Source organism: Chryseobacterium sp. CS3K3.1 (genome assembly GCF_059515165.1).
In genome coordinates this window covers 39,960-64,008 of record NZ_JCAKRV010000010.1, presented here as the reverse complement: position 1 = coordinate 64,008, position 24,049 = coordinate 39,960, and the positions used below count along the sequence as shown (strand labels likewise).

19 protein-coding genes are annotated in these 24,049 nt (G+C 33.3%); all 19 read right to left on the bottom strand.

Annotated features, from left to right (window positions below; genetic code table 11):
* Positions 1–9 precede the first annotated feature (9 nt).
* The 19 genes from AC5YGI_RS11290 to AC5YGI_RS11200 all read right to left on the bottom strand — a co-directional run bounded on the left by AC5YGI_RS11290 (position 10) and on the right by AC5YGI_RS11200 (position 24,006).
* Positions 10–1,752 (bottom strand): hypothetical protein, encoded by a 1,743-nt coding sequence (locus AC5YGI_RS11290; RefSeq protein ID WP_496168349.1) that lies wholly within the window; start codon positions 1,750–1,752, stop codon positions 10–12.
* Between the two features lie 100 nt (positions 1,753–1,852).
* Positions 1,853–3,004 (bottom strand): glycosyltransferase, encoded by a 1,152-nt coding sequence (locus AC5YGI_RS11285; RefSeq protein ID WP_496168347.1) that lies wholly within the window; start codon positions 3,002–3,004, stop codon positions 1,853–1,855.
* Positions 2,997–4,259: an O-antigen polymerase gene (locus AC5YGI_RS11280; protein WP_330747442.1), complete on the bottom strand. Its 1,263-nt coding sequence runs from the start codon at positions 4,257–4,259 to the stop codon at positions 2,997–2,999. Before AC5YGI_RS11280 ends, AC5YGI_RS11285 begins: the two co-directional genes overlap by 8 nt.
* Before the next feature lie 11 nt (positions 4,260–4,270).
* Positions 4,271–5,452, bottom strand: coding sequence for a lipopolysaccharide biosynthesis protein (locus AC5YGI_RS11275; RefSeq protein WP_330747443.1), 1,182 nt, complete (start codon positions 5,450–5,452; stop codon positions 4,271–4,273).
* Positions 5,449–6,192 carry a PHP domain-containing protein gene (locus tag AC5YGI_RS11270; RefSeq protein ID WP_446105036.1) on the bottom strand — a complete coding sequence of 248 codons (744 nt, stop codon included), beginning with the start codon at positions 6,190–6,192 and terminating at the stop codon, positions 5,449–5,451. The genes AC5YGI_RS11275 and AC5YGI_RS11270 overlap by 4 nt, the downstream gene beginning before the upstream one ends.
* On the bottom strand, positions 6,162–7,229 hold the full coding sequence (locus AC5YGI_RS11265) for a hypothetical protein (protein ID WP_330747445.1): 1,068 nt from the start codon (positions 7,227–7,229) through the stop codon (positions 6,162–6,164). Before AC5YGI_RS11265 ends, AC5YGI_RS11270 begins: the two co-directional genes overlap by 31 nt.
* Positions 7,226–8,605, bottom strand: coding sequence for a polysaccharide deacetylase family protein (locus tag AC5YGI_RS11260; protein WP_496168343.1), 1,380 nt, complete (start codon positions 8,603–8,605; stop codon positions 7,226–7,228). The genes AC5YGI_RS11265 and AC5YGI_RS11260 overlap by 4 nt, the downstream gene beginning before the upstream one ends.
* Positions 8,606–8,630: 25 nt before the next feature.
* Positions 8,631–9,641, bottom strand: a complete 1,011-nt coding sequence (locus tag AC5YGI_RS11255; RefSeq protein WP_496168341.1) for a Gfo/Idh/MocA family protein — start codon at positions 9,639–9,641, stop codon at positions 8,631–8,633.
* Between the two features lie 10 nt (positions 9,642–9,651).
* The gene (locus tag AC5YGI_RS11250; protein WP_330747448.1) at positions 9,652–10,224 is read right to left on the bottom strand and encodes an acyltransferase; all 573 of its coding nucleotides are present in this window, start codon (positions 10,222–10,224) and stop codon (positions 9,652–9,654) included.
* A gap of 13 nt (positions 10,225–10,237) precedes the next feature.
* Positions 10,238–11,362, bottom strand: coding sequence for a DegT/DnrJ/EryC1/StrS family aminotransferase (locus tag AC5YGI_RS11245; RefSeq protein WP_496168339.1), 1,125 nt, complete (start codon positions 11,360–11,362; stop codon positions 10,238–10,240).
* 37 nt (positions 11,363–11,399) lie between these two features.
* Complete coding sequence (gene lhgO / locus AC5YGI_RS11240) at positions 11,400–12,590, bottom strand: L-2-hydroxyglutarate oxidase (protein WP_330747450.1); 1,191 nt, start codon at positions 12,588–12,590, stop codon at positions 11,400–11,402.
* 6 nt (positions 12,591–12,596) lie between these two features.
* Positions 12,597–13,892: a nucleotide sugar dehydrogenase gene (locus tag AC5YGI_RS11235; protein ID WP_496168336.1), complete on the bottom strand. Its 1,296-nt coding sequence runs from the start codon at positions 13,890–13,892 to the stop codon at positions 12,597–12,599.
* Positions 13,892–16,288 (bottom strand): GumC family protein, encoded by a 2,397-nt coding sequence (locus AC5YGI_RS11230; protein ID WP_496168334.1) that lies wholly within the window; start codon positions 16,286–16,288, stop codon positions 13,892–13,894. Before AC5YGI_RS11230 ends, AC5YGI_RS11235 begins: the two co-directional genes overlap by 1 nt.
* A gap of 6 nt (positions 16,289–16,294) precedes the next feature.
* A complete protein-coding gene (locus AC5YGI_RS11225) occupies positions 16,295–17,119 on the bottom strand; it encodes a polysaccharide biosynthesis/export family protein (RefSeq protein WP_330747453.1) in 825 nt (274 codons plus the stop codon).
* Positions 17,120–17,160: 41 nt separating this feature from the next.
* On the bottom strand, positions 17,161–19,089 hold the full coding sequence (locus AC5YGI_RS11220; RefSeq protein ID WP_446105030.1) for a polysaccharide biosynthesis protein: 1,929 nt from the start codon (positions 19,087–19,089) through the stop codon (positions 17,161–17,163).
* Positions 19,090–19,444: 355 nt separating this feature from the next.
* Positions 19,445–19,903, bottom strand: coding sequence for a regulatory protein RecX (locus AC5YGI_RS11215; RefSeq protein WP_110010035.1), 459 nt, complete (start codon positions 19,901–19,903; stop codon positions 19,445–19,447).
* Positions 19,904–19,960: 57 nt separating this feature from the next.
* Positions 19,961–21,226 (bottom strand): serine hydroxymethyltransferase, encoded by a 1,266-nt coding sequence (glyA, locus tag AC5YGI_RS11210; protein ID WP_110010036.1) that lies wholly within the window; start codon positions 21,224–21,226, stop codon positions 19,961–19,963.
* Between the two features lie 150 nt (positions 21,227–21,376).
* Positions 21,377–22,279 carry an NAD(P)/FAD-dependent oxidoreductase gene (locus AC5YGI_RS11205; RefSeq protein ID WP_496168333.1) on the bottom strand — a complete coding sequence of 301 codons (903 nt, stop codon included), beginning with the start codon at positions 22,277–22,279 and terminating at the stop codon, positions 21,377–21,379.
* A 200-nt stretch (positions 22,280–22,479) separates the two neighbouring features.
* Positions 22,480–24,006, bottom strand: a complete 1,527-nt coding sequence (locus AC5YGI_RS11200) for a glycosyltransferase family 39 protein (protein WP_496168331.1) — start codon at positions 24,004–24,006, stop codon at positions 22,480–22,482.
* Positions 24,007–24,049: the final 43 nt, after the last annotated feature.

The window sequence follows — 24,049 nt, the reverse complement described above, 5'->3', positions numbered from 1 at the left end:
TAGCATCTATTATTGTTTATACAATTTTGGAATATTGTTTACTATTTTTATCACACGTTCAAAATCAAGTCCTAAAGTATCCAGATACCATCTGATGTTTTGATAACGCGGTGCATTTTCTATTTCAACAAGTTCTAGTGCTCTTTCTCTTGTCATTTGACCTTCTCTGATCTGATTACTTCTGAATGTATCGTGCTCTGTAAAACCAGCTACAGTATAATATACATAATTATAAAAAGCAGCGGTACCATCTCCAATTCTCCAGGTAGTAGTAGTGTCTATTGCTTTTTCCCAGTCATAATCATTTAAAAGAGTATTATCTACCTGCTCTTCATCCCATCTCCAATAATCAAAAATATGATAATAATCTTGTTTTTCTGTGAAGCTACGATAATATTCACCAGACAAAGTATCCCAGAGTGAGCTATTGAAATATCCCGGGCTCTGCATCATAGCTCTGAATCTTTTAGAATGATATCTCAGCTGTTTCATTGCTCCATGGCTGTATACTCTTTTTTCCTCAAAATCAGGTTCAATATCTAAAAATCCTGTTTTAAAGTGAGTTACTTCCAGCGGGTTTACCCCCCAAAGGTTAAGATTGATTCCTGTTTGCTTTTTAATATCTTCTACGTATCTGAAGAAGTGTTTATCCCCTGCAGTAAGCATTGCCATCATTCCTAAATGTGGAGATTTCAGCCATGCTTCAAGATTCATTCTGATATTCTTTCTTTTGAGTGAAATATCTGCTGCTACAATAATATTTTCTACACCAAGGTCTGCACACATACGGCTGATATTTCGTCTACCAAGATCCGTCACCATTCCCCAATCATAGGTATATGTAACAGGTTTCATTTCCAACTCTTTAACAATAAGGTGTAATCCGTAGCAGCTATCTCTACCTCCAGAAAAAGGAACGATACAATCTAATTCTTTTCCCTTTCTTCGGTAAGGTTCAACCAATTTAAATAATTCTTCTTTGGGTTTCGGATTATTTCTTGGTTTATAATTTTTACAGTAATTACATACTCCTGCCTCATCAAATTTTATAAAAGGCATTGTTTCAGGAAGTATACATTTTGTACATCTCTTGATGTTTATTTTTTTGTATTCCAGTAAACCTTCTTCAATGGTATTAAATTTAAATTCAGGAATTAGATTTTCCACTCTGCTTTTCTCATCTACAATAGTGAGTTTTTCTTCTGAAACAGGAATATCAAGAATCATTGCTTCATCTTTTATCTGACTGATATTCTCGCATCCAATAATTTTGAGTCCATAATTTTCTGAAGCAAAATAAGTTTTATCGTCATTATACCCCACATACAGGCTTCCATTATTGGAAAAAAGAAGCAGTTTCCCTTTTTCCGGCAGCACAAGAGCACATGCAATAACTCCCTTACATAAGGAAAGTATTTCTTTGGGAAGATCTTCAACTTTGTTTTCCTTATTACTAAGAAATTCTTCTGCAATGGCTACAATGGCTTCAGAATCAATTTTCAGCTGTCTGCTTACTGATAATTTATTCCAGACTTCTTCTTCATTAACAATAATACCATTATGTATAGCACATATATTTCCTCTCACCACAGGCTGATTATCACCCAAGCCATTAGTAATCAACCTACTGTGTCCTAACACAATATTATTATTATAAGGCTGTACTTTATTCAGTAATTTTTCAATACTATAATCTGCTCTGTTTATTTTATAGTAATTGTTTTGATAATAGATCAAACCGCTGGAATCCATTCCTCTTTGTTCTGAATGTTTTACCAGAGTTTGAAATTTTTGCTTGTTTATACGAGTCTTTGATACGACTCCAAAAATTCCACACATTTGTCTTTATTATTTATTCTTTATTTTTTAAAATATTATTATACATTTTTAATAATTCACTTTCCTGAAAGTTCCAGCTAAGAGGGTAAAGGTCTTTTTTGACCCTGTTTTCCAGATCTGAATGTTCAACATCCTTTACAATTTCAAATAAGCTTTCGGCATTTAAACCGCTACATTTTCCTAAATTATATTCATCAACAATTTTTTTGATATCCGGAAAATCTGACGCTAAAATATACAATTCTGAAAAAGCATACTCAAATAATTTATTGGGTAAGCAATAATAATCACTTAAAGAAACAGCCTCTACAAGACAAAGCCCTACATCTGCAGATGTAGACACCTCTACTACCTGGTGATGAGGAACAGCCGCATGATAATGAATATTATCATTATTAAGTGCTACTTTTTTAATTTCATCAACATATTCTCCATAGCCAATAAAAACAATGTGTGAATCTACTTCTTTTCTTTGGAAAACATCCAAATACAAATTTACACCTCTTCCTACTTCACTTATTATTCCCAGGTATAAAAATATTTTTTTTCCTTCAGGGATATTAAATTTTTCTCTTAGATAATTGTTTTTACCATTTCCTTTTGACGAAGTGTCAAGCAACGGCGAGTTTAATATCAATACACTTTTCTTTTTTCCAAGATGTTTATCATACCAATCAATAATGGATGGGCTTACACTAATCAGGATATCAATATCTTTCCACAATATTTTTTCAATGAAAAGAGTATATTTTGAAAGTATTTTTGATTGTCCTGCCTTATCGGATTCAAGTTCATGGGCATCATAGATTAGTTTTGAACCGCAAAATAATTTGATCATTTTTGCAATAGGCAGATACAGGGTATCATGACAATGAATAATATCCGGTTTGTATCTGATACCAGGAAAAACCATTCTAATAAATGCCTCTATGAGATTAAGAAAATACCTGACAGGTCTTGGTAAAAATTTCAGATTTTTTGTAGCGATATTGAATACCTTAATAAAAGATATCTGTTCTGTTTCATATTTATGTCCCTCAGAGTCATCAATTCCAAAGGCTATCAGAGTTGTGTTTTCAATTTTTTGAACCGCCTTCAACTCTTTTAAAATCCTGCTGTCATATCGGATATCTGTAGGTGAAAGATGAAGTATTTTTTTATTCATTATTTTTAGTATATCTAGGCATTAAATAAAGTAAAAAACAAACGGCTAAAAAACCACCCGAAATAAGTGCTGTAAAAAAAGCACCATTGATAAACAAAGCTCCAAAAGAAAAACTGGAAATTAAATATATTCTTGCATCTAATTTAAAGCTTGACATATCAAATACTCTAAAAAAATAAGCTCTCACAAGAGGAAATACCAGTAGTGAAGCCCACCCAAATTGTGCATAGTCACTTCCAATCAAACCTGTATTGGAAGACATATCCGGGTCATTAAAATAAGTTGCTGCTATTATATAAGGGGAATTATTTTTATGATTTACATTGGTTTCAAACCAGTGCCCGAAATGCTCTCTGAGATAAAGTAATTCATGAGTGGAAAAATAATCATAATGAAAATAGGCTAACAACGTAGGGGTAAAATAAGTTCTTGAATAAAGGCCAGCAATACTGATCTGAACACTTTCACTTCCAAATTCAACAAAAAATATCAAAATAAGATTGAAGCCAATAAATGCATGCAGAAGATACTTGTTGTATTCTTTTTTATAAAAAAAATAAATAAGTATGGTCAATATCAATAATACGAAATCTGTTTTATGCGCACCAAAAGAATACATCATTAAGCCAAAGAAGAAAAACACACAGCTTAGAAAAACATTTTTCTGTATCAAATAATACATAAATGAAATTGTAATAAACATACTTGCTATCGGCCTCAGATAATTAATAAATGAAGGCATATTTAATTCACTGACTTTTGCTCGTATTTCATACACTTCTTCAAAATCAAATTTAATGTTAAAGCCATTATATATAACGGAAAAAACAATCATCATCAACACTACCGTATATAACAAAATTTTAAACAATATCATTGATTGTGAGCTGTCAAAAATTTGATAATATTTTACTTTTCCGTATCTTATATAAAACAAAAAGAGCAGAGCACAATATATAACACTATATAAAAAGAATTCAAAATTATTAGTATATACGCAAAAAGTTAAATTTGGTAAAAAGTATAATAAATATATCACCATAAGAATTAAACTTGCAGGAGTATCCTTCTCTAAAATCTTTTTAAAAAAATAAGTATAAAATATTATAGCAACATAAGAAAGGTTATTAATTGTATGACTAAATTCTCTTACATAACCAAGATATCCATAATGTACAGATATTGAATTAACATAGAGATAATCTAAAGATAATTTATATATAATAAAAAATATTAATAGTGTAAAATACTTCATAGCAACAAAAATCAAGACTTATTAAATAGTAAAGAAAGTAATAAATATCTAAATAAAATTACTCCTACATAAATCCATATAAATAGATCGATAGTAGAGCTTTTCCCTAAAAAAAACGAGACAAGCAAAACCAAAGTAGTAATTACTTCCCAGACAAGAAAAATTTTATTCTTCCTTTTAACCAATACACCGCTCGAATAGTGTGAAAAAGACGCAGAAATAACAGTAGTGAAAATTATTATTTTGCTCATATCAAATGCTTTTCTCCATTTATTAATATCAAAAAATAAAGAAAAAAAGTATTCCCCAAAAATTAAATATATTATAGCAAATAATAGAGAAACTAAGAATAATAATCCGACATAAGTATTCATTTTCTTATTAAGCTTAGCTTTATTGGTTTCTGATAAATCCTTGTATATTAACCCGTTTAAGCTTTCAGAGATTAGGCTCAATGGTTTATTAACTATTTTAGAAGCCAAGAAATAATTACCTAAGATCGCTTCTCCAAAATAGTGTTTGATAAAAAAGCTGGGTAGCTCTGCATTAAAAGTATTAATAAAATATGCCGGCATTTGATGCAAAGGGAAGGATTTATATTTTATGATAATATTGTAGAACTCTCTGTAAATAAAATTTCTTCTTTGTATTTTCAGATAGAACATTATAAATATAGTTGCTATAAAATTAGGAATCACATATGATGATATCAAAATCCAATATGATAGTTTTATGTAATAACCAGAGAGTATAATGATAACTGCAAATACAGAGTTTAGTATCATTGATGTACTTACAATATTCAATAAGCCTTTTTTAATAAGAATATCTTTTGATGCACTATATAAAGACTGACTAAATGCAACCAACGGTACAATTAAAAAATAGGAATCTATATTAAAAAATAACATTGAAATAAGTATAACAAAAAAAGAAATTAATGAAATGGTTATACTTAAAAAAATGGAAACAGCATACAGCATACTATATTCCTCGCTCTTTGCTGGTAACATAATTGCTTTGTTGTATGACAAAGTGTAAAAATAGGCTAATGGAGCCGAAATTGATAAAATAAACGACAGCACTCCAATTTCGTAATCAGAATAAATTCTTCCTGTGAGCGGAACCGCAATCAGTAATATTAATTGGGATAATATATTGCTACCTAAAAAAGATATTATTTTTGTTTTCATAAATTTAAATAATCTTCTTTAGTTCTCTTAAAAAGAGTTTTGTATACAATATAAATAAATAATTTAAAATTTTTCTTTACATAGGCTTTCTTGAGTTGTGAGAAAAAAACGTCAGAAGCTGAACTTTTTTTAAGAAATAATGGAGCAACTTCGCCATTTGTTAATGCTTCATGGAACTTTAAACCTTTTTTTTCATATCCTAGCACTACATTTAATAGTGTTTGAGGAATATGAGAGTCTGAGCTCCAAATTACAGGCTTTTTGTATTGTAGGGCCAAAAGATAAGACTTGTAGTTATTGATAACAGAAGATCTGGAATTAAATACTTCTATGACATCAACGGCTTGTGCCAATTCTTCTATTTGTTTGTGCCCGTCATATGGATGGGGTAAAATAAGTATAGCATTTTGTTCTTTTGCATCTTTATAAAACTCCTGCCATCTCATATCTGTAATTTCGTTTTTTAAATTTAATGCTATAACATCTCCTCTATCAGTTTTATATTCTGCAGCAGTAGGAATCTCCACATTCAGATTTTGTTCTTTTGCCTTTTTCTGAAGTTCTACACTTCCTTTTATTGTATCATGATCCGTTAAAACAACAAAATCAAGTTTTTTTTCTTTTATTATTTTAATTATTTTTTCAAGCGTATTAATTCCGTCGTAGGAATAGGTACTATGAAAATGAAAAATTCCTTTTCTCATCTCATTTACTTTGCGAACATTTTTTTTATCGTCCATAGTAATTTCATTGAATCAACAAAAAAGTTTTCAAACAAATTCGTATAAGAGTCCTTATAAAAATATTCTTTTATTTTATACAGTTTTCCTGTTTTAAATAAAACCAAAAGATCTCCATCTAAAACCCAAAAGAATTTTTTCCCAACTTCATATTTTTTTTCAATATGTTCTTCCACATTCTTTGAATAAGCCTCAATTAGGGTTTTACCAAAATTAAGTCCTAAGGCATAAGATAAATCCAGCGAGCCCCAAAATTTAGGGTTTAACTCTATCAAATTATATTTTTGGTTAGCCTCATCATATTTATACTCAATCATTAAAGGACCTGACCATTTTAAATACTCAATAATCTGTTTGGATATATTAAACATCTTTTCACAAAAAACCGACTTTGCAGCTGTACTGGATCCTCCCGTAATTGGTATTTCTCTAATGCGCTCATGCATATAGTAACTAATGATCTTACCTTCTTTAGCAATACAAAAAAAACCTCTGCCTACTCCTGATACCCGTTCCTGCATTAATAGTTTTATTCCTCCTGACAAATATGTTTGGATTTCATTAAACTCATTTTCAGAACCTGATTTTACATATATTGGATCAAATTTAGCTAAACTTTCATTACTTGATTTAACAACACAATTTTTATCTCTGCTATACAGCCTTAATTCTTCAAGATTTGAAAATAATCTGCATTCAGGATAATTTACATCTCTTAGAGAATTCAAAACTAGCATTTTATCTTTATTTAATGCTATTTCAAGGCTCTCTTTTGTAGGTATTAAACACAATTCTCTATATTTCTCCGAGCATATCTTCACAGCTTCACTTCCTACAGGAATTATGAATTCGGGTTTAACTTGTTTAACAGATTCTTCTAAACCTCCTATGATATAATCTTTACAATAGCCCAACCTTTTAGTAAAAAAAACGGCTTCTTTATCTGTAGCAAAAATCTGGTGCGCGTTTTCTCTATGCAATTCCCGCTGTATCGCAATAGAATTTTTATAATTTGCATCTGTTATCAAAATTCTCATACTTGCTTTGTAATATTCAAGGTTGAACAGAATTCAAGGATCTGACAGTATAATTCTTTCTTTTTTTCACTCTCAAATTCATCATTGTGCCAAAGTAATGAAAATCTCCCTCCAACTTTGTAACACTGAAAAACTAATTTTTTTATGTAATAAAGAGCTTTATCATCATCTATACTTATTTTAGAGTAATCTAAGACACTTCCCTCCATTACAATTAAAGGTCTTATTTCTATATTCAGAATTGACTTATTATAGATATCAAACGGTTGATAGGGAAAACAGGTTCCACATCTAAAGCCACCCGTTTCATGAAAGGTTAAGGTATTATCATATTTTTGCCCTACTATGGAAAGTTGTCTCAGCGTTTCAAGAAAATTGATTCTTAAATAATGCATTCTACCTCCAAGATCTGTTGGGATATTCAGTTCTGATAAAATTTTTCTGAGCTTCATCCATTCTGTTTTAATATGGGATTTTGATGATGCATTATAACTATAATGTATGCCTACTTCATGGCCTCTATTGTCTATTTTTTTTATAAGACGTTTTACAAAACCGGTATAGTTGTATCTAAAATCAAATTTGAAAGAGGTACTGGCCGGAATAAAATAAAATTTACTGATTATACCATATTTCTCTGAAACATCCATAAGCCAGTCAAATGTATTGGAACTCTCCTTATCAAAAAAAAATTTCCTATTGATCAAATAAGAAATAGCCAATTGAGGCCTTTTTACTAAATCTATAAGAAAAAGTGTAACGAATTTAGTTTTTGGAACACTGATATATCTTGATATTTTATCAACATCATGACTTACTTCATAAGAAAATCTATTTTGTTTGCAATCAATACCAGAGGTTAAAAGTATATTTCCAATAAAATAAATCCACTCATCAACTATTGGCCGAAGGTATAATTCATCATTGAATAAATGAGAATCTTTCAGTTCAAATCTGGAATGTTTATCTTCAGATTGTACTCCATATTCCTCTAATCTATTGAGAGTCCAAATCATGTATGATATAAAATCATAATTTATTGTAAAAGCATGATTTTCTTTCCTGATAAACCAGTCTATTTCTGTAACTCCAAATAAAACTAAATTTTCATTTGGAATTTCCAAACCAATTGTTTCTGAAATAAGCTCTCTGGATATATAACTTAAAGTATTTTCTTTCCTGAAAAATGCTTGTCTTCCATTATTAGTAAAATTAATAGTTACATAGTGGTCTTTATTAGAAAATATCAAACAAAAATGATCTTCAGAGAACTCAACCTGAACATTTACGTCAAATCTCTCTCTAAAAATTTGCCCCACCCAATCTTGCAACAGATTATCTGAAAGTATTTCTGAGAAATAATTACTTGTTACCAAAATTTAAAACTATAATGAAAAATTTCTACTTTTTATCATATATTCTCTCAATAATATCCACCACTTTCAATCCTTCTAAAGCATTCGTAGTAATGGTATTTCTTCCTTTTAATACATCTACAACGTTTTCAATGATAAAATGGTGATTGGCTGCAGATCCTTTATAAGCACCGTAATCATTTCCAGGGTTAGTTGGAGCCAATTCCGGCATTACATAGTCTTTTATATTACAAACTTCCACTTTGTCCATGTATTGTCCTCCGATTTTCACAGATCCATTTTCTGCGATAATGGTCATAGAACTTTCAAGGTTCTGATTCCATACTGAAGTAGAATAATTTAATGATCCCATTCCCCCATCAACAAAATCAAAGCTGACGAATCCTGAATCTTCAAAGTCTGTAAGTGTTGCATGATTAAAATCTGCAAATTTTGCCTGAATATTAGTAATATCACCGAACAGCCAGTACATAATATCGATAAAGTGAGAAAACTGAGTAAATAAAGTTCCTCCATCCAGATCTTTCTTTCCATGCCATGATTCCGGCTTATAATATCTGTCATCACGGTTCCAGTAGCAATTAAGCTGAACCATATAAATATTCCCAAGCTTTCCGCTTTCTACCATTTCTTTCACCCATGCGGAAGGGGGTGAATATCTGTTTTGCATTACAGCAAAAACTTGTTTATGCTTGTGCAAAGCCTGAAAAATAAGTTTTTCGGCATGCTGTTTTTTCAAAGCCATTGGTTTTTCTACCACAACGTGTTTTCCTGCATCTATCACTTTATAAGACTGCTCAAAATGGAATCCGTTTGGAGAAGCAATGTTGATGACATCCACCTCAATTCCTGAAGCCAGAAATTCATCCAGAGATGGAAAAAAAGGAACTTCATAATTTTCAATTCCCAGTAAAGATTTATCTTTGATATCAATTAATCCTACCAGTTCACATTCCTCATTTCTGGTGATCATTTCGGCATGTCTTTTTCCGATATGCCCGCAGCCAACGACTGCAAATTTTATTTTTTCACTCATTTGTATGTTTCTAAATTTTTGAAACTTTATTGTTTTCTAATTTGTATTTTTCTCCACTTTCTTCACAAACGGCAATATTTTCTGTATCAAATTGAAGTCTTTGTCCAAATTCACTCATCCAGCCCATTTGTCTGGCAGGGTTTCCCACTACCAATGCATAATCCGGAACTTCTTTTGTAACCACAGCTCCTGCACCGATAAAAGCGTATTGACCTATATTGTGTCCGCAAACGATAGTTGCATTAGCTCCGATAGAAGCCCCTTTTCCAACATGGGTCTTCAGATATTCATTTTTTCTGTTTACTGCACTTCTGGGATTTATGACATTGGTAAAAACCATTGAAGGGCCTAAGAAAACGTCATCATCACATGTTACTCCTTCATAGATGGAAACATTGTTCTGAACTTTTACATTCTTTCCCAAAACGACTTTGGGTGAAATGACAACGTTCTGGCCAATATTACATTTTTCGCCCAAAATGCAACCTGTCATAAGATGTGAAAAGTGCCAAATTTTGGTTCCGTTTCCTATTTGACATCCTTCGTCAATAACGGCTGTTTCGTGTGCAAAAAAATCCAACATATCTGGTTTTATATTATTTAAAATAATTTTTAATTTCTTTAATTATAAGATCCTGTACTTCTTGGTCAAATTCAGTATGTATTGGAAGAGAGATCACTTCTTGGCAAAGCTGCTCCGTAACCGGAAGACTAAAATCTTCCTCTACATATTGAAGAAAAGCTTCTTGTTTATAAAGGGGCAAAGGATAATATATCATACTTGGAATATTTTTTTCTGCCAAATATTTTTGTAATCCATCCCTTTGTCCATTTTTCACTTTAAGGGTATACTGATGAAATACATGGGTAGAATTCGCTGCTCTTTTAGGAGTTTGAATTTCTGATATACCTACAAGATTTGCATCATAATAATCCGCCATTCTGTTTCTGGAAGCTGAATATTCATCCAAATGCTTAAGCTTAATTTTCAATATAGCAGCCTGAATGGTATCCAGTCTTGAATTACAGCCTAAAACTTTATGATAATACTTCTTTTCTTGACCATGATTGGCAATCATTCTTATTTTAAAAGCCAGTTCATCATCATTCGTCATTAATGCACCTCCATCGCCATAACATCCAAGATTTTTTGATGGAAAAAACGAAGTACATCCGATATGTCCGATAGTTCCCGTTTTTTTTGTGGTCCCATCTGAAAACGTATAATCAGAGCCTATTGCCTGAGCATTATCTTCTATAACAAAAAGGTTGTGTTTTTCTGCAAATTTAAGAATTTGTTCCATATCAGCACTTTGGCCATATAAATGAACGGGAACAATTGCTTTGGTATTAGGAGTAAGATATTTTTCAAGATCTTCCAGCTGTATATCAAAAGTATCTTCATTTACATCTACCATTACAGGTTTTAACCCTAAAAGACCAATAACTTCAGCAGTCGCTACGTAAGTGAAAGCAGGGCAGATTATTTCATCGCCAGGCTGCAGATTAAGGGCCATCATGGCAATTTGAAGAGCATCCGTTCCGTTAGCACATGGAATCACATGTTTTACTCCCAGATATTTTTCAAAATCCTGTTGAAATTCTTTTACAGCAGGACCATTAATAAATGCGGTACTATTAATACATTCCTGAATACTAATATCTACCTCCTGTTTTATTTTCAGGTATTGACCTTTAAGATCAACCATTTGAATTTTCATATTTTTAGTTTTTTGAGCGCACGCAGATGTGCATTGTTTAATTCATGATCAGCTCACTTATTTTATTTCCTATAGAAAGACAGGAAGTGGCTGCCGGAGAGGGCGCATTTCGGACGTGAATAATGTTTCCGTTTTTCACAATGTCAAAATCATCAATCAATCCTCCGTTTCTGTCACAAGCCTGGGCTCTTACTCCAGAACCTCCAGCAATAAGATCATTTTCCTGTATTTCCGGTAGAAGTTTCTGAAGTGCTTTTGTAAATGCGGATTTGGAAAGTGAACGGTGCATTTCTCCCATTCCCGTTTTACCATATTTTGCTACAATTTTTCTAAATCCCGGCCATAGCATGGTTTGCATGGTTTCATTGAAATTGAAATCGAAAAAATGGTATCCTTCTTTTTTGAAGGCCAGAACAGCATTAGGGCCGGCTTCAATATTACCGTCAATCATTCTGGTAAAGTGAACACCGAGAAACGGAAAACTGGGGTCAGGTACCGGATAAATAAGATGTTTTACCAGGTATTTTTTTTCATCCTTGATTTTATAATATTCTCCTCTGAAAGGAATAATGACCACATCGTTTTTTTCGTTGGTCATTTTGGTTATCTTGTCAGAATACAATCCTGCACAGGATATAAGTTTTTTGGTTTTAAATTCGGAAATATTGGTGTTTACAATAATTTCAGATCCTTTATCAATGATATTTTTTACTTCATTTTTGAATCTTACTTCACCACCTGCTTGTTCAAAAAGTTCTTTTATTTTTTTGGCGATTCCCGGATAATCAATAATCCCGGTTTGTGGTACTTTGATTGCTCTTATTCCTTCACAATGGGGTTCAATTTCACGAAATTCTTCTCTGGAAAGATATTTTAAATCCTGAAGTCCGTTTTCAACTCCTCTTTTATAGATATTATCTAAAAGGGGTAATTCATCCTGCGAAGTAGCTACAATGATCTTCCCGCAAAGGTCATATCGTATGCCATGTTTTTCGGCAAAATTAATAACGGAATTATACCCTTCAATACAGTTTTTAGCTTTAAGGCTTCCAGGCTTGTAGTAAATCCCACTATGAATTACACCACTGTTATGTCCCGATTGGTGCAATGCCACATCATTTTCTTTTTCTAAAATGAGAATCTTAGAATCAGGATTTTTAAGTTGAGTCTGGTAGGCTGTAGCCAAACCTACCAAACCTGCACCAATGATTATGATATCATAGCTCATGACCTTTTATAATCTTGCATCTACCAGATTTCTGTCTAAACATGCCTTGGTATCAAAAACCACTGCATTTTCTTTTTTAAGCAGATCCAGATCCATTTCCAGGAACTCATTATGAGATACTGCAATCACTAAAGAATCATACTTTTTACCTTCCTGAAGAGCATCCAGAATATCAATTCCATATTCATGTTTCACTTCTTCCTTGCTTGCCCACGGATCATAAATATCAACATTTACTCCATAATCAGCAAGCTCTCTGTAGATATCTACGACCTTAGTATTTCTTACATCCGGACAATTTTCTTTAAATGTAACTCCTAAGATCAAAGCATTAGAGTTTTTGATCACTCCACCTTTTGCAATAAGAAGCTTCACTACTTTAGCAGCCACAAACTTTGCAATAGAATCGTTTACTCGTCTTCCGGATAAGATCACATCCGGATGATATCCCAGCTGTTCTGCTTTGTGTGCAAGGTAATAAGGATCTACAGAGATACAGTGTCCTCCTACCAATCCTGGTTTATATTTAAGGAAATTATATTTTGTTCCTGCAGCTTCCAATACATCATTCGTATCGATACCTACTCTATCAAAGATTAATGCTAGTTCATTAACAAAAGAAATATTAACATCTCTCTGTGCATTTTCGATAGCTTTTGACGCCTCTGCAACTTTAATGCTAGGTGCTTTGTGAGTTCCGGCTGTAATGATTTTCTTATATAGATTATCTACTTCTTCGGCAATCTTTTCCGTAGAACCTGAAGTTACTTTTTTAACACTGGTAAGCGTATTTACTTTATCTCCCGGATTAATTCTTTCCGGAGAATAACCTACAAAAAAGTCTTCGTTAAATTTAAGTCCTGAATATTTTTCAAGAACCGGCACACATTCTTCTTCTGTACACCCGGGAAAAACTGTAGATTCATAAATAACAATATCGTCTTTTTTGATAATTTCTCCTAACATCTTTGAGGCCGAAATCAGTGGATTAAGATCGGGAGCATTGTATTTATCAATAGGGGTAGGAACTGTAACAATGAAAACATTAGCTTCGGCAATATCAGATAACTGGCTTGTTGCTTTATAACCTAAAGATCCATTAGTTTCCCTATATTTTTTTAGTCCGGTATCCAATTTATCAACATCAGCTTCAAGCGTTATATCTTTTCCGTCATTAAGCTGATCAACACGTTGTGTATTGATATCAAATCCAAAAACAGGATAATGATCTGCAAATTCAAGAGATAAAGGAAGACCTACATAACCCTGGCCTATAACCGCTATTTTATATGTTGTTGCCATTAACTAAATTTATTTTTTATTTTTTGAAACCAAGATTGTTCTGTATGCTGGTTATAACCATAACCATATTTGTTACTGTATCCTAAATTTTCTCTGCTTACATCATTAAGAACAAATCCTACATTTTTGATTTTTTTCTGATCAATATTGCTGTTGGCAAATTCTAACAATGCTTTTTCTGTGTATTTAGATCTGGAAACGTAAATGGTTACATCAGAAAGCTCCGCAATAAGGAAAGTATCTGTTACAAGGAGCAATGGTGCAGTATCCAGAATAATGTATTCATATTTTTCTTTCAATTCCCTTAGAAGGATCTCATAACGGCCGTTAGATAACAATTCTGTTGGGTTCGGAGGAATCATTCCTGAATAAATTACATCCAGGTAAGGATTAAAAGATGATACATGAATAATATCTTCCAGTTTAGTCTCGTCATTGTATAGATATTCCGTAAGCCCGGCAAGTCCTTTTCTGGCAGGATTATATCTCTGAAGCTGCGGGTTTCTGATATCAGATCCTATGATAATTGCTTTTTTCTTGGGATTGGCCAATGTCAAAGCTAAGTTTACAGATGTAAATGTTTTCCCTTCTCCTTTTACCGTTGAAGTAACAAATACTACTTTTCCTTTTTTCTCCTTTGAGAGCATGAAATTCATATTGGTAATAAGAATTCTGAATGCTTCCGCCATAGGAGTAATATCATTCATCTTAACGATCTCAGAATCTCCTTTTTCAAGACTTGGTAGTTCTGCAATAATAGGTGCATGTACAATTTTTTCAAGGTCATGTTTTGTAATAACCTTATTATTGAAGAGCATTGTTAAATAAATAATAATAAAAGGAATGAGCAAACCAGCTACTAAATAAATCGTCAAAATAACATTGGTCTTTGGAGAAATTGCCACTGGAGAAGCATATGCAGCATCCAGAACTTTTGCTTTTGGAGCTATAATAGATTGTGCAATAGCAGTTTCCTCTCTTTTTTGAAGCAAAAGAAGATACAGATTTTCTTTAATCTGCTGCTGTCTTTCTATACTTCTGAACATTTTTTCGATAGAAGGAAGCTTTGATATTTTCCCCGAAACTTTATTTTGTTCTCCTATATATTCATTTTTTGCCAGTTCCAGCCCGACTCTATTTCTTTGAAGGGTCTGCATAATAGAACTACGCATTGCATTAATCTGCTTTGTAACATCTACAACAGTTGGATTTTCCGGTGTGGCTGATTCAAGTAACCTGTTTCTCTGTAACACAAGTTGGTTATATGCAGATATTCCCGATATTGCTTCAGGATTATTCAGTCCAATATTGGCTGGCAGAACCTGATACTGTCCTTGCTTGGAAACATAACCTATAAGAGCTGTTGTAAGCTCCAACTGGGCATCCACATCCAATTGTTTGGCTCTGGCGGCGGCAGAACTTTCTAAATTAATTTTAGCCTCCGTTTCTAAATCTGTAAGATTATTTTTAGATTTAAAACTTTCTTTCTGGTTTTCAACTTCTCCTAGCTCACCCGATAATTTTTTAATTCTATCCTCAATAAAATCTAAAGTCTTTTTTGATTCTGAATTTTTATCTACAATAGCATCATTATTATAAGCTACTACCAGGCTATTGATAATATCTTTGGCTTTTGATATTTGAGGGTATTGATATCCAAGTTTTAGCACAGTTGTCTCTCTGTTGACAAGATCAACATTAAGCGGCCCTTGAAGATTATTTACAGCAGCTTCCAGAGAAGATATCTGAAGCGTCAGTTTGTTTATATTTAAGCCCTTAACTTCTGCAGGGTTAAATTTAGGATTTTTTGTTATTATAATGTTGGCAAATGGCAGACTTATTGTCTTACCATAAGTTGTTACAATATCTTTCTTAAGACTTTCACCACTCAAGGTTAATTTCTCTCCATTGATTGCAAGTTGAACTGTATTTACAGAGCCTTTATCTTTCTTCTCTCCAATTACTCTCACTTCTACAGGGGAGGTTTCTTTATATAACTCTAAGGTCCTGATTTTTCCTTTTGCTGTAATATTTGTTTGAAGACTTAAGCTGCTGATCACTTCACTCATCATCTTCTTTGACTTCAAAACTTCAATTTCATTGGCTATACTGTTGGTTTTAAGACCTCCAATCCCGGATAAATCAGGTAAAACTCCCAAATCGTTTGCCATAACTGATGAAGAGGAATTTTTAGCATCCTTGATAAGAATTGTAGACTGTACACCATATACAGGAACCATAAATTTCAATGAAATATAGCCTATTACCAGAGCAATAAATGCACTTATAATAAACCAGGGCCATTTTCGGATATATGGTTTTATAATTTCACCAATATTAATCTTGATTAAGTTGTTTTCTTCCTCTGAAAATTGTGAAGTTCGCTGGTTATCCATCAATCGTTATTTCTTATTAAATAAACTTACTACTACGGCAACTGCTGTAACCGCGATAGAAATAGCGGTCAGATAAAGTCCAGTGTTGGGATTTTGTTTTGCTAAAACGTCTTTGGTATTGCTTGAGGAAACAATAATAGCATCCCCTTGTTTCAGATTGTAATAAGGAGAATTAATGAGATTAGCATCCTGAATATTAACACGGCCATGAGAAACAACACCATTTTCTGTTCTGATCACCAATATGTCCTCTCTTTTCCCATATTGTGTCAGGTCACCAGCCATACCTAATGCATTTAAAATAGTTGCCTGCCCGTTTGCTATAGTATAGTCTCCTTGCCTGTTGACTTCTCCAAGTACTGTAACTTTAAAATTCGAGAGCCTGATATTAATGGTTGGGTTAATAACATATCTCGTCATTTTTTCTCTAAGTTCGTCTTTAAAAGCGGTCAGACTTTTATCCGATGTATTCAGTTTACCTAATATAGGGAAGTCAATATCTCCATTTGCATCTACAATATAAGTTGGTCCTGACAGTATTGTCGCTCCCTGATTAGGAGTATTTCCACCGGCCATTGCATTTGTCTGGATAAGTTCTGAGGAAGAATAATTCTGATTAAAAGGCTTTACAACATCCATATCTTTTGCAGTGATCAGAATAACCAACTGATCCCCAACCTGGATTGTGTTTGCTGAATTTTTCGCAGATGCATTAATTGCAACCTGTTCTATATTCTGCATATAATTTAAATCATTCTTAGCATTGGGGTTCACTTTGCAGGAAATCACCAAAGAGGACACCAATACTAATGCTAATATTTTTCCTTTCATTATCTTGTTAAATTGTGCAAATATACATTTATATTTTCTTCCTATTTATCCAAAGCCTCATAAATTGAATTATTACTTCGGAATTCCGGCACTATTGTTTTAAGAATCCTTACAACCTCCACTTTATCTCTTCGCAGGGAAGCCTTGGTAATTTCTTTAGTAAGCCTGTCTATATCTTCAAATCCCATTGAAGGATCTTTAGAAATCATAATTTTGTCGTTATGAGTAGGAAGTGTTTTTGCATCGTCACTCAGGAGTTCTTCATAAAGCTTTTCTCCCGGTCTCAATCCTGTATAGATGATCTTAATATCAACGTTAGGTTCGAACCCTGATAACTTTATCATTCTTTTCGCAAGATCAATAATTTTTACAGGCTCACCCATATCAAAAACAAAGATTTCACCTCCTTCTCCCATTGTTCCGGCCTGAAGTACCAGTTCACATGCCTCAGGAATTGTCATGAAATATCTTACAATTTCCGGATGGGTAATCGTTACAGGTCCTCCGGCTTCAATCTGCTTTTTAAAGTGGGGAATTACAGAACCGTTGGATCCTAATACATTTCCAAATCTTGTTGTAATAAATTTGGTAACGTTACCTTCTACATTCTGTAGCGATTGTACAAAAAGCTCAGCGGCACGCTTTGAAGCTCCCATTACGTTGGTTGGATTTACAGCTTTATCTGTAGACACCATTACGAACCTGTTTACTTTATACTTGCTGGATAGTGTTGCAACAATCTTAGAACCTAATATATTAACAAAGATAGCTTCATGAGGATTTTCCTCTACAAGAGGTACATGCTTGTAAGCTGCCGCATGATATACCATGGAGAAATTATAGGTCTGGAAAAGAGATTCCATCCTGTGATGATTGGAAACATCTCCCAAAACAAATTTGAAAGCGATATGAGGGAACTTTTCTCTCATTTCAAGTTCAATTTCATAAAGCGGTGTTTCTGCCTGATCCAAAACGACAATCAATGAAGGATTGAAAAGAGCAACCTGTCTTACAATCTCACTTCCTATGGATCCTGCTCCACCGGTTACTAATACTGTTCTATCAAAATGTCTACTTTTAACTTTTTCGTTCTGAATTTTGATGGGTTTTCTATTTAACAAATCTTCAATCTGAAGGTTTCTAATGGACCCACCAAGATCACTGTCTCTCAGTTTTTGTACTGATGGTGCTTTAAAGACATTAAGATCTTTCTCTAAAAATAGATTTACCCATGAATTCATCTCATCTCTGGCCATCATTTCTTTAACAATAAGAACGCCGTCAATAATAAGGTCTTCTTTGGTGTTTTCTTCTATTTTTTCTTTTTCATAAATTGGCTTTCCCAGCAGAGATGCTCTTTTGGAGTCTGTTCTTTGTGTCAAAAAACCTACTACCTGATAAGGTAAACTCGGATTATCAAGAATAGCGCGTGCAATGGCAATAGATTGCTCGTCAATTCCCAATACCAGAATTCTTTTTTTCAGTGCGCTTCTTCTGTATTCTCTTACAATATGGAAAAACTCTTTTACGTAAAGTCTGAAAAGAAATAATCCCATAAATGAAATTACAAAATAAAGCATCAGATAAGGAGTAAGGATAAACTTACTTCCTGTGATCCAGAAATAGCAGATGTTTATTGTTCCGATAGCCAGCATTGTGCAAAAACAGGATATCAGAAGCTTAAATAAGTCTATAAATGTGGAGTGGCGGATAATTCCGGCATAAGTCTTGAAGACATACATAAAAGCAGCATTCACAAGGATAATAAAAGCGAAAATCAGGCTTTTATCATCATGATATATAAATTCCTGCTTGGTAATCTTTGCGATAATGTAAGTGGAAAGAAATAAAGATATTACAAGAATAATAATGTCTATTACAAGAATTATCCATCTAGGAAGATATCTTACGTCTGAGAGATTGACAACATTATCCCCTCCAAATATTGTTTTTCTAAGAGAATTGTACATTGTCTGTATTGGTGTTCATATTTAATTAAGTATAATATCTGATTATCCAAATCAAAGATAATTCTGATACAATCATGCAAAAATAAATAAATTTATTTCAATATGTTGAAATCAAAAATAAATTTGATGTTATATTAATAAAATCTAACAATTTCATTTCGATACAGCTAAATCCAGAGACAAAAATCATACCATATAAACTCTTTATGAAGATGATATTTACCTGTATAAATTCCTGATATCAGCTGTTTTTCTTTAAAATAATTATTAAATGTTTATATATCAATATTTTTCAATGAACTGATTGTTTTTTTTCTATAAGTCATACTTCAAGTTTTTTTTAATTTATTAATATTTAGCCAAAAATATCGATTATTTTCTCATATTCAAAACCTTTACTCATCAAATGTTTTATAGTTTTGGTTTTTTTTTGATATTCTTTCAAGCCAGTTTGTTTGGTATAATAATTATCATAAATTTTTCTGATTATTTTTTCATAATCAGCATCATCAATTTCATCAAAACAGGAATTTATCAACTTTTCAGAAATCTGTTTTTGTTTCAGATTGATTTTAATTTTGGTTTTCCCCCAATGTTTGATGTAAAATTTTCCCCGGATATAGCTTCGGGTAAATCTTTCTTCGTTGAGATAATTTTCTTTCAGAAGAAATAAAATTATTTCTTCTTTCGCTTCATCAATAAGCAAAAACTCCCTCATCTTCTGTTCCACTTCGGCATGGCAGCGATCCTGGTAAACACAGTAATTAACCAGTTTCTGTTTAATTTCGTCGAAGGTATACGATTTCTTTTCCATTTGAATAAAAAAAGAATGAGCAATCCGCTCATTCTTTATATGATATTGGAATGTCTGTTAGTAATTGAACAGAGCTTTACCTTCCATTAATTCGTTCACTTTCTTTCTTACAGATCCAAGAACCTCTTCATTTTTGATATTGTCTACCACTTCAGAAATCAATCCTGCAATAGTATCCATATCGTTTTCTTTCAATCCTCTTGTTGTAATCGCTGCAGTTCCCAATCTGATACCAGATGTTGTAAATGGTGACTTATCATCAAAAGGAACCATATTTTTGTTACATGTAATATCAGCAAGAACCAATGCTTTTTCGGTTTCTTTACCGTTTACCCCTTTATTTCTAAGATCTACCAACATCAGGTGATTATCTGTACCACCACTTACGATATCAAAACCTCTGTCGATCATTGCTTTTGATAATGCCTGAGCATTAGCTTTAACCTGTTTTGCATAATTTTCGAACTGCACATCCAAAGCTTCCCCGAAAGCTACAGCCTTACCTGCAATCACATGCTCAAGAGGTCCTCCCTGGATACCCGGGAATACAGCTCCGTCCAGCACCTGGCTCATCATTTTGATTTCTCCTTTTGGAGTTTTGTGACCGTATGTATTTTCAAAGTCTTTTCCCATCATGATCATACCTCCTCTTGGCCCTCTCAGGGTTTTGTGAGTAGTGGTAGTTACAACATGACAGTGTTCGAATGGTGAGTTTAATAATCCTTTGGCCACTAAACCAGCCGGGTGAGCGATGTCTGCCCAAAGGGTAGCCCCAACTTCGTCTGCTACTTCTCTGAATTTAGCATAATCTAAATCTCTAGAATACGCTGAGAAACCTGCGATAAGCATTTTTGGTTTTTCTCTCAACGCTACTTCTCTCATTTGATCATAATCAATAAGGCCTGTTTCCTGCTGAACTCCGTAAGAAACTACATTATATTGAATTCCTGAGAAGTTCACTGCAGAACCGTGAGTAAGGTGTCCTCCCATTGAAAGGTCCATCCCCATGATTTTATCACCTGGTTTCAAAACTGCAAGATAAATGGCTGCATTCGCCTGAGAACCGGAATGTGGCTGAACATTCACGTAGTCAACTCCGAAAAGTTCTTTAGCTCTGTTGATCGCTAAAGTTTCAACCTCATCTACTACTTCACATCCTCCGTAATATCTTTTTCCGGGATATCCTTCAGCATATTTATTTGTCAGTACACTTCCCATTGCTTTCATTACATTTTCAGAAACAAAATTTTCTGATGCAATAAGCTCTAAACCATGGGTTTGTCTTTGTCTTTCCTTTTCAATCAGGTCGAAAATAATATCCATTTTACTTTTAGTTTTTGAAATTTTCACCCCAAATGTACGGAATTTTCATTGAGATTTCCCTATTGAAAAAATGATTTTTAAACACTAAAAAATGAAAACACCGATGAATAAATCCTATATTATGATTGTTTTAATTGCATTAAAAAGCCTTTAAAATTCTTCATCTGACAGTTCCTTATTCACCATGGCTCCTGCAAAATTACCCTGTGCAACTGCATTGGCTACGGAGCGCATCATGGTTACATTATCTCCACAGGCATAAACTCCGGGAATGGTTGTTTTCTGCATCATATCTACTTTAATAAATCCCTGTTCCGTTATTTCACAACCCAGATCATCAACATTGATATTTTGTTCAAAAGGAATTTTCGCATACAAAGCCTGTAAAGGAATTTCCTTTCCGTTTTTAAAAATAATTCTTTGAATGAAGCCGTTTGTATGTTCTATACCTGCAATTTCATCCTCGTTAATAATGATTGTATTCTGCTCCAGTTTTTCAAGCTGTTCTTCGGTAAAAGTTGCTTTTCCATTCGTAAACAGCGTGAGATTTTTAGTCAGATTAAAAATCAGTTTCGAAAATTCATAAGCCATATCTCCGTTGGAAAGAATTCCTGTAACCTCGTTTTTCACTTCATAACCATGACAATATGGGCAATGTATCACAGAAATTCCCCAGCATTCTGCAAACCCGGGAATATCCGGCATTTTATCTTTTACTCCTGAAGCAAGGATCAGTTTTTTAGCCTTAAATTTTTCACCGGAGGAAATTTCAACCTCAAAACCTCCAATCGTTTTTTGTGTTTTCGCTACAGTTCCGTTATAAAAATGCACTGTATTGTATTTTTCGACATCTTTTCTGGCTAGCTGTGCAATTTCTGACGGTGTTTTCCCATCGTGAGTGACAAAGTTATGAGAATGCGGAGTTTGTCTGTTGCAAGGTTTTCCGTTATCAATAATGAGGACATTTCTTAATGATCTTCCTAAAGCCATTGCTGCAGATAATCCTGAATAGCTTCCACCTGTTATGATGACATCAAAGTTTTTGTTTTCCATAGTCTAGTTGATAATTGATAATTGATAATTGATAATTGATAATTGATAATTGATAATTGATAATTGATAATTGATAATTGATAATTGATAATTGATAATGCAAAGTTAACCTAAAATCAGTTAACGCAATAAAGTTGCAATAATATTTATCTATTAGCTTTATCCTGTCTGCAAATCATCATTTACAACTTTATTAAAAATTATTTCCACTCATTTTTAACTTCGATAATTTCATCCTGAATTCTTTTATTAACATCTATTTTAGCTCCCTGCAAACTGAAAATTGCAGTTCCTCTTTCTCTCGCGTAAGGATTGGTGATGGAATCTTTTAATGCTGCAATTTCAAAAAAGGAACCGGATTCTTTAAGTTCTTTTCCTGCTTCAGATGCCTCTTTAACCCTGATCACATTTTTATATTTTTTGTTTACATCTATCCAATTGATATAATCTGCATTAAATGACACCGCCACGACTCCGGCTTTTGAGTAATAATTAATAGCTCCGGTTTGTCCGTAATTATCACACAGTACCATGGTTTTTCCGGTTTTTGACAATCTGGAATATTCTTTATCTACCTTTTGAGTCAGTTCTTTCCAACCTTGCATATCAGCAAAATCCTGTGGCAGCGGATGATCTTTTCCATCTTCCCAGCGAAGCAGTCCTAATTTTTTATACTGGCTTTGGTGGGATACAATGTATTCAGGACTTTTATTTGGAAAAGCCACATTATACAAAGGCAGGAATAAAAGTATTGGAATAAGGATGCTAACCGGTTTCAAAAATCTTTTCCAGCCTTTTCCAAATACATTTCCGAGAAAAACAGCACCAAAAGCAATATACACAGGATAGAGTCCGATTGCGTAGTAATCTTTTGCTTTAAAAAATAAAAACAGAGTAATCGTGATGATATAGCTCCAAAAGAAAAACCTGTATTTTTCAAAAGGTTTGTATAACAGCAATGCTCCCCAGCCAGCAATAATCACAAAAATAACTCCGGCAAAAAATAAAATCTGGGATTTCATAAAATCCATTCTGTCTACATGTACAAGCTGCCTTTCCGAAAGCTCTTTCATATGATGAACAACCGGGAACTGATTCTGATACTGCCAGAGAAGATTTGGAAAAATAATAATTAAAGCTAAAAGAGCTGCCCAATATACATGAGGCTGCATAAAAATCTTCCTTTGCTCCGTCAATAATAATGCAGGAATAAGCCCTAATAAGGAAAAGGCAATATTGTATTTATTTAATAATCCGATTCCAACAATAACGGCTCCTGTGTAAAGCCACCTTACTTCTTGGGAATTGAAATATTTGATCAGGCTGTAATAAAGGAAAAGCCAGAGAAAGATCTCCAGAGATGTCGGCTGGAACAGCATATTGACCCGAAGAAGTACTGAAAATAATATTCCTGTAGAAGCCAGTATTTTAGCAAACAGGCTTCCCTTGAGTTCTTCCACAACTTTCCATGTAAGGACAATCGTCAATGCTCCGAACAGGGCTGGAAAAAATTTAACCCAAAATATGGAATTCCCCAACATTTTAATGATCCAGGCTATCCAGGAATTGGCAGGCGGAACTGAAAGATATCCCCAGGCAAGATGATTCGCCTGATCAAGATGCAGGTATTCATCCCGGTGAAGCTCATACTCAGGGCTTATAAGAGAGTATTGAAGGGCAAACTTTGCAACGATAAAAAGAAACAGAATCCAATAGTCTTTTTTCATGGGATATAGTTTGGAATTTTAAAGATAAGACAGTTTCAACCTC

What these genes read in the sequence shown, in the direction of transcription:
- glyA (WP_110010036.1), bottom strand. Translation starts at nt 21,226, where the DNA reads ATGGATATTATTTTCGACCTGATTGAAAAGGAAAGACAAAGACAAACC.
- AC5YGI_RS11245 (WP_496168339.1), bottom strand. Translation starts at nt 11,362, where the DNA reads ATGAAAATTCAAATGGTTGATCTTAAAGGTCAATACCTGAAAATAAAA.
- AC5YGI_RS11280 (WP_330747442.1), bottom strand. Translation starts at nt 4,259, where the DNA reads ATGAAGTATTTTACACTATTAATATTTTTTATTATATATAAATTATCT.
- AC5YGI_RS11215 (WP_110010035.1), bottom strand. Translation starts at nt 19,903, where the DNA reads ATGGAAAAGAAATCGTATACCTTCGACGAAATTAAACAGAAACTGGTT.
- AC5YGI_RS11270 (WP_446105036.1), bottom strand. Translation starts at nt 6,192, where the DNA reads ATGGACGATAAAAAAAATGTTCGCAAAGTAAATGAGATGAGAAAAGGA.
- AC5YGI_RS11285 (WP_496168347.1), bottom strand. Translation starts at nt 3,004, where the DNA reads ATGAATAAAAAAATACTTCATCTTTCACCTACAGATATCCGATATGAC.
- AC5YGI_RS11230 (WP_496168334.1), bottom strand. Translation starts at nt 16,288, where the DNA reads ATGGATAACCAGCGAACTTCACAATTTTCAGAGGAAGAAAACAACTTA.
- AC5YGI_RS11275 (WP_330747443.1), bottom strand. Translation starts at nt 5,452, where the DNA reads ATGAAAACAAAAATAATATCTTTTTTAGGTAGCAATATATTATCCCAA.
- AC5YGI_RS11235 (WP_496168336.1), bottom strand. Translation starts at nt 13,892, where the DNA reads ATGGCAACAACATATAAAATAGCGGTTATAGGCCAGGGTTATGTAGGT.
- AC5YGI_RS11225 (WP_330747453.1), bottom strand. Translation starts at nt 17,119, where the DNA reads ATGAAAGGAAAAATATTAGCATTAGTATTGGTGTCCTCTTTGGTGATT.
- AC5YGI_RS11250 (WP_330747448.1), bottom strand. Translation starts at nt 10,224, where the DNA reads ATGTTGGATTTTTTTGCACACGAAACAGCCGTTATTGACGAAGGATGT.
- AC5YGI_RS11290 (WP_496168349.1), bottom strand. Translation starts at nt 1,752, where the DNA reads ATGGATTCCAGCGGTTTGATCTATTATCAAAACAATTACTATAAAATA.
- AC5YGI_RS11205 (WP_496168333.1), bottom strand. Translation starts at nt 22,279, where the DNA reads ATGGAAAACAAAAACTTTGATGTCATCATAACAGGTGGAAGCTATTCA.
- AC5YGI_RS11265 (WP_330747445.1), bottom strand. Translation starts at nt 7,229, where the DNA reads ATGAGAATTTTGATAACAGATGCAAATTATAAAAATTCTATTGCGATA.
- AC5YGI_RS11200 (WP_496168331.1), bottom strand. Translation starts at nt 24,006, where the DNA reads ATGAAAAAAGACTATTGGATTCTGTTTCTTTTTATCGTTGCAAAGTTT.
- lhgO (WP_330747450.1), bottom strand. Translation starts at nt 12,590, where the DNA reads ATGAGCTATGATATCATAATCATTGGTGCAGGTTTGGTAGGTTTGGCT.
- AC5YGI_RS11220 (WP_446105030.1), bottom strand. Translation starts at nt 19,089, where the DNA reads ATGTACAATTCTCTTAGAAAAACAATATTTGGAGGGGATAATGTTGTC.
- AC5YGI_RS11255 (WP_496168341.1), bottom strand. Translation starts at nt 9,641, where the DNA reads ATGAGTGAAAAAATAAAATTTGCAGTCGTTGGCTGCGGGCATATCGGA.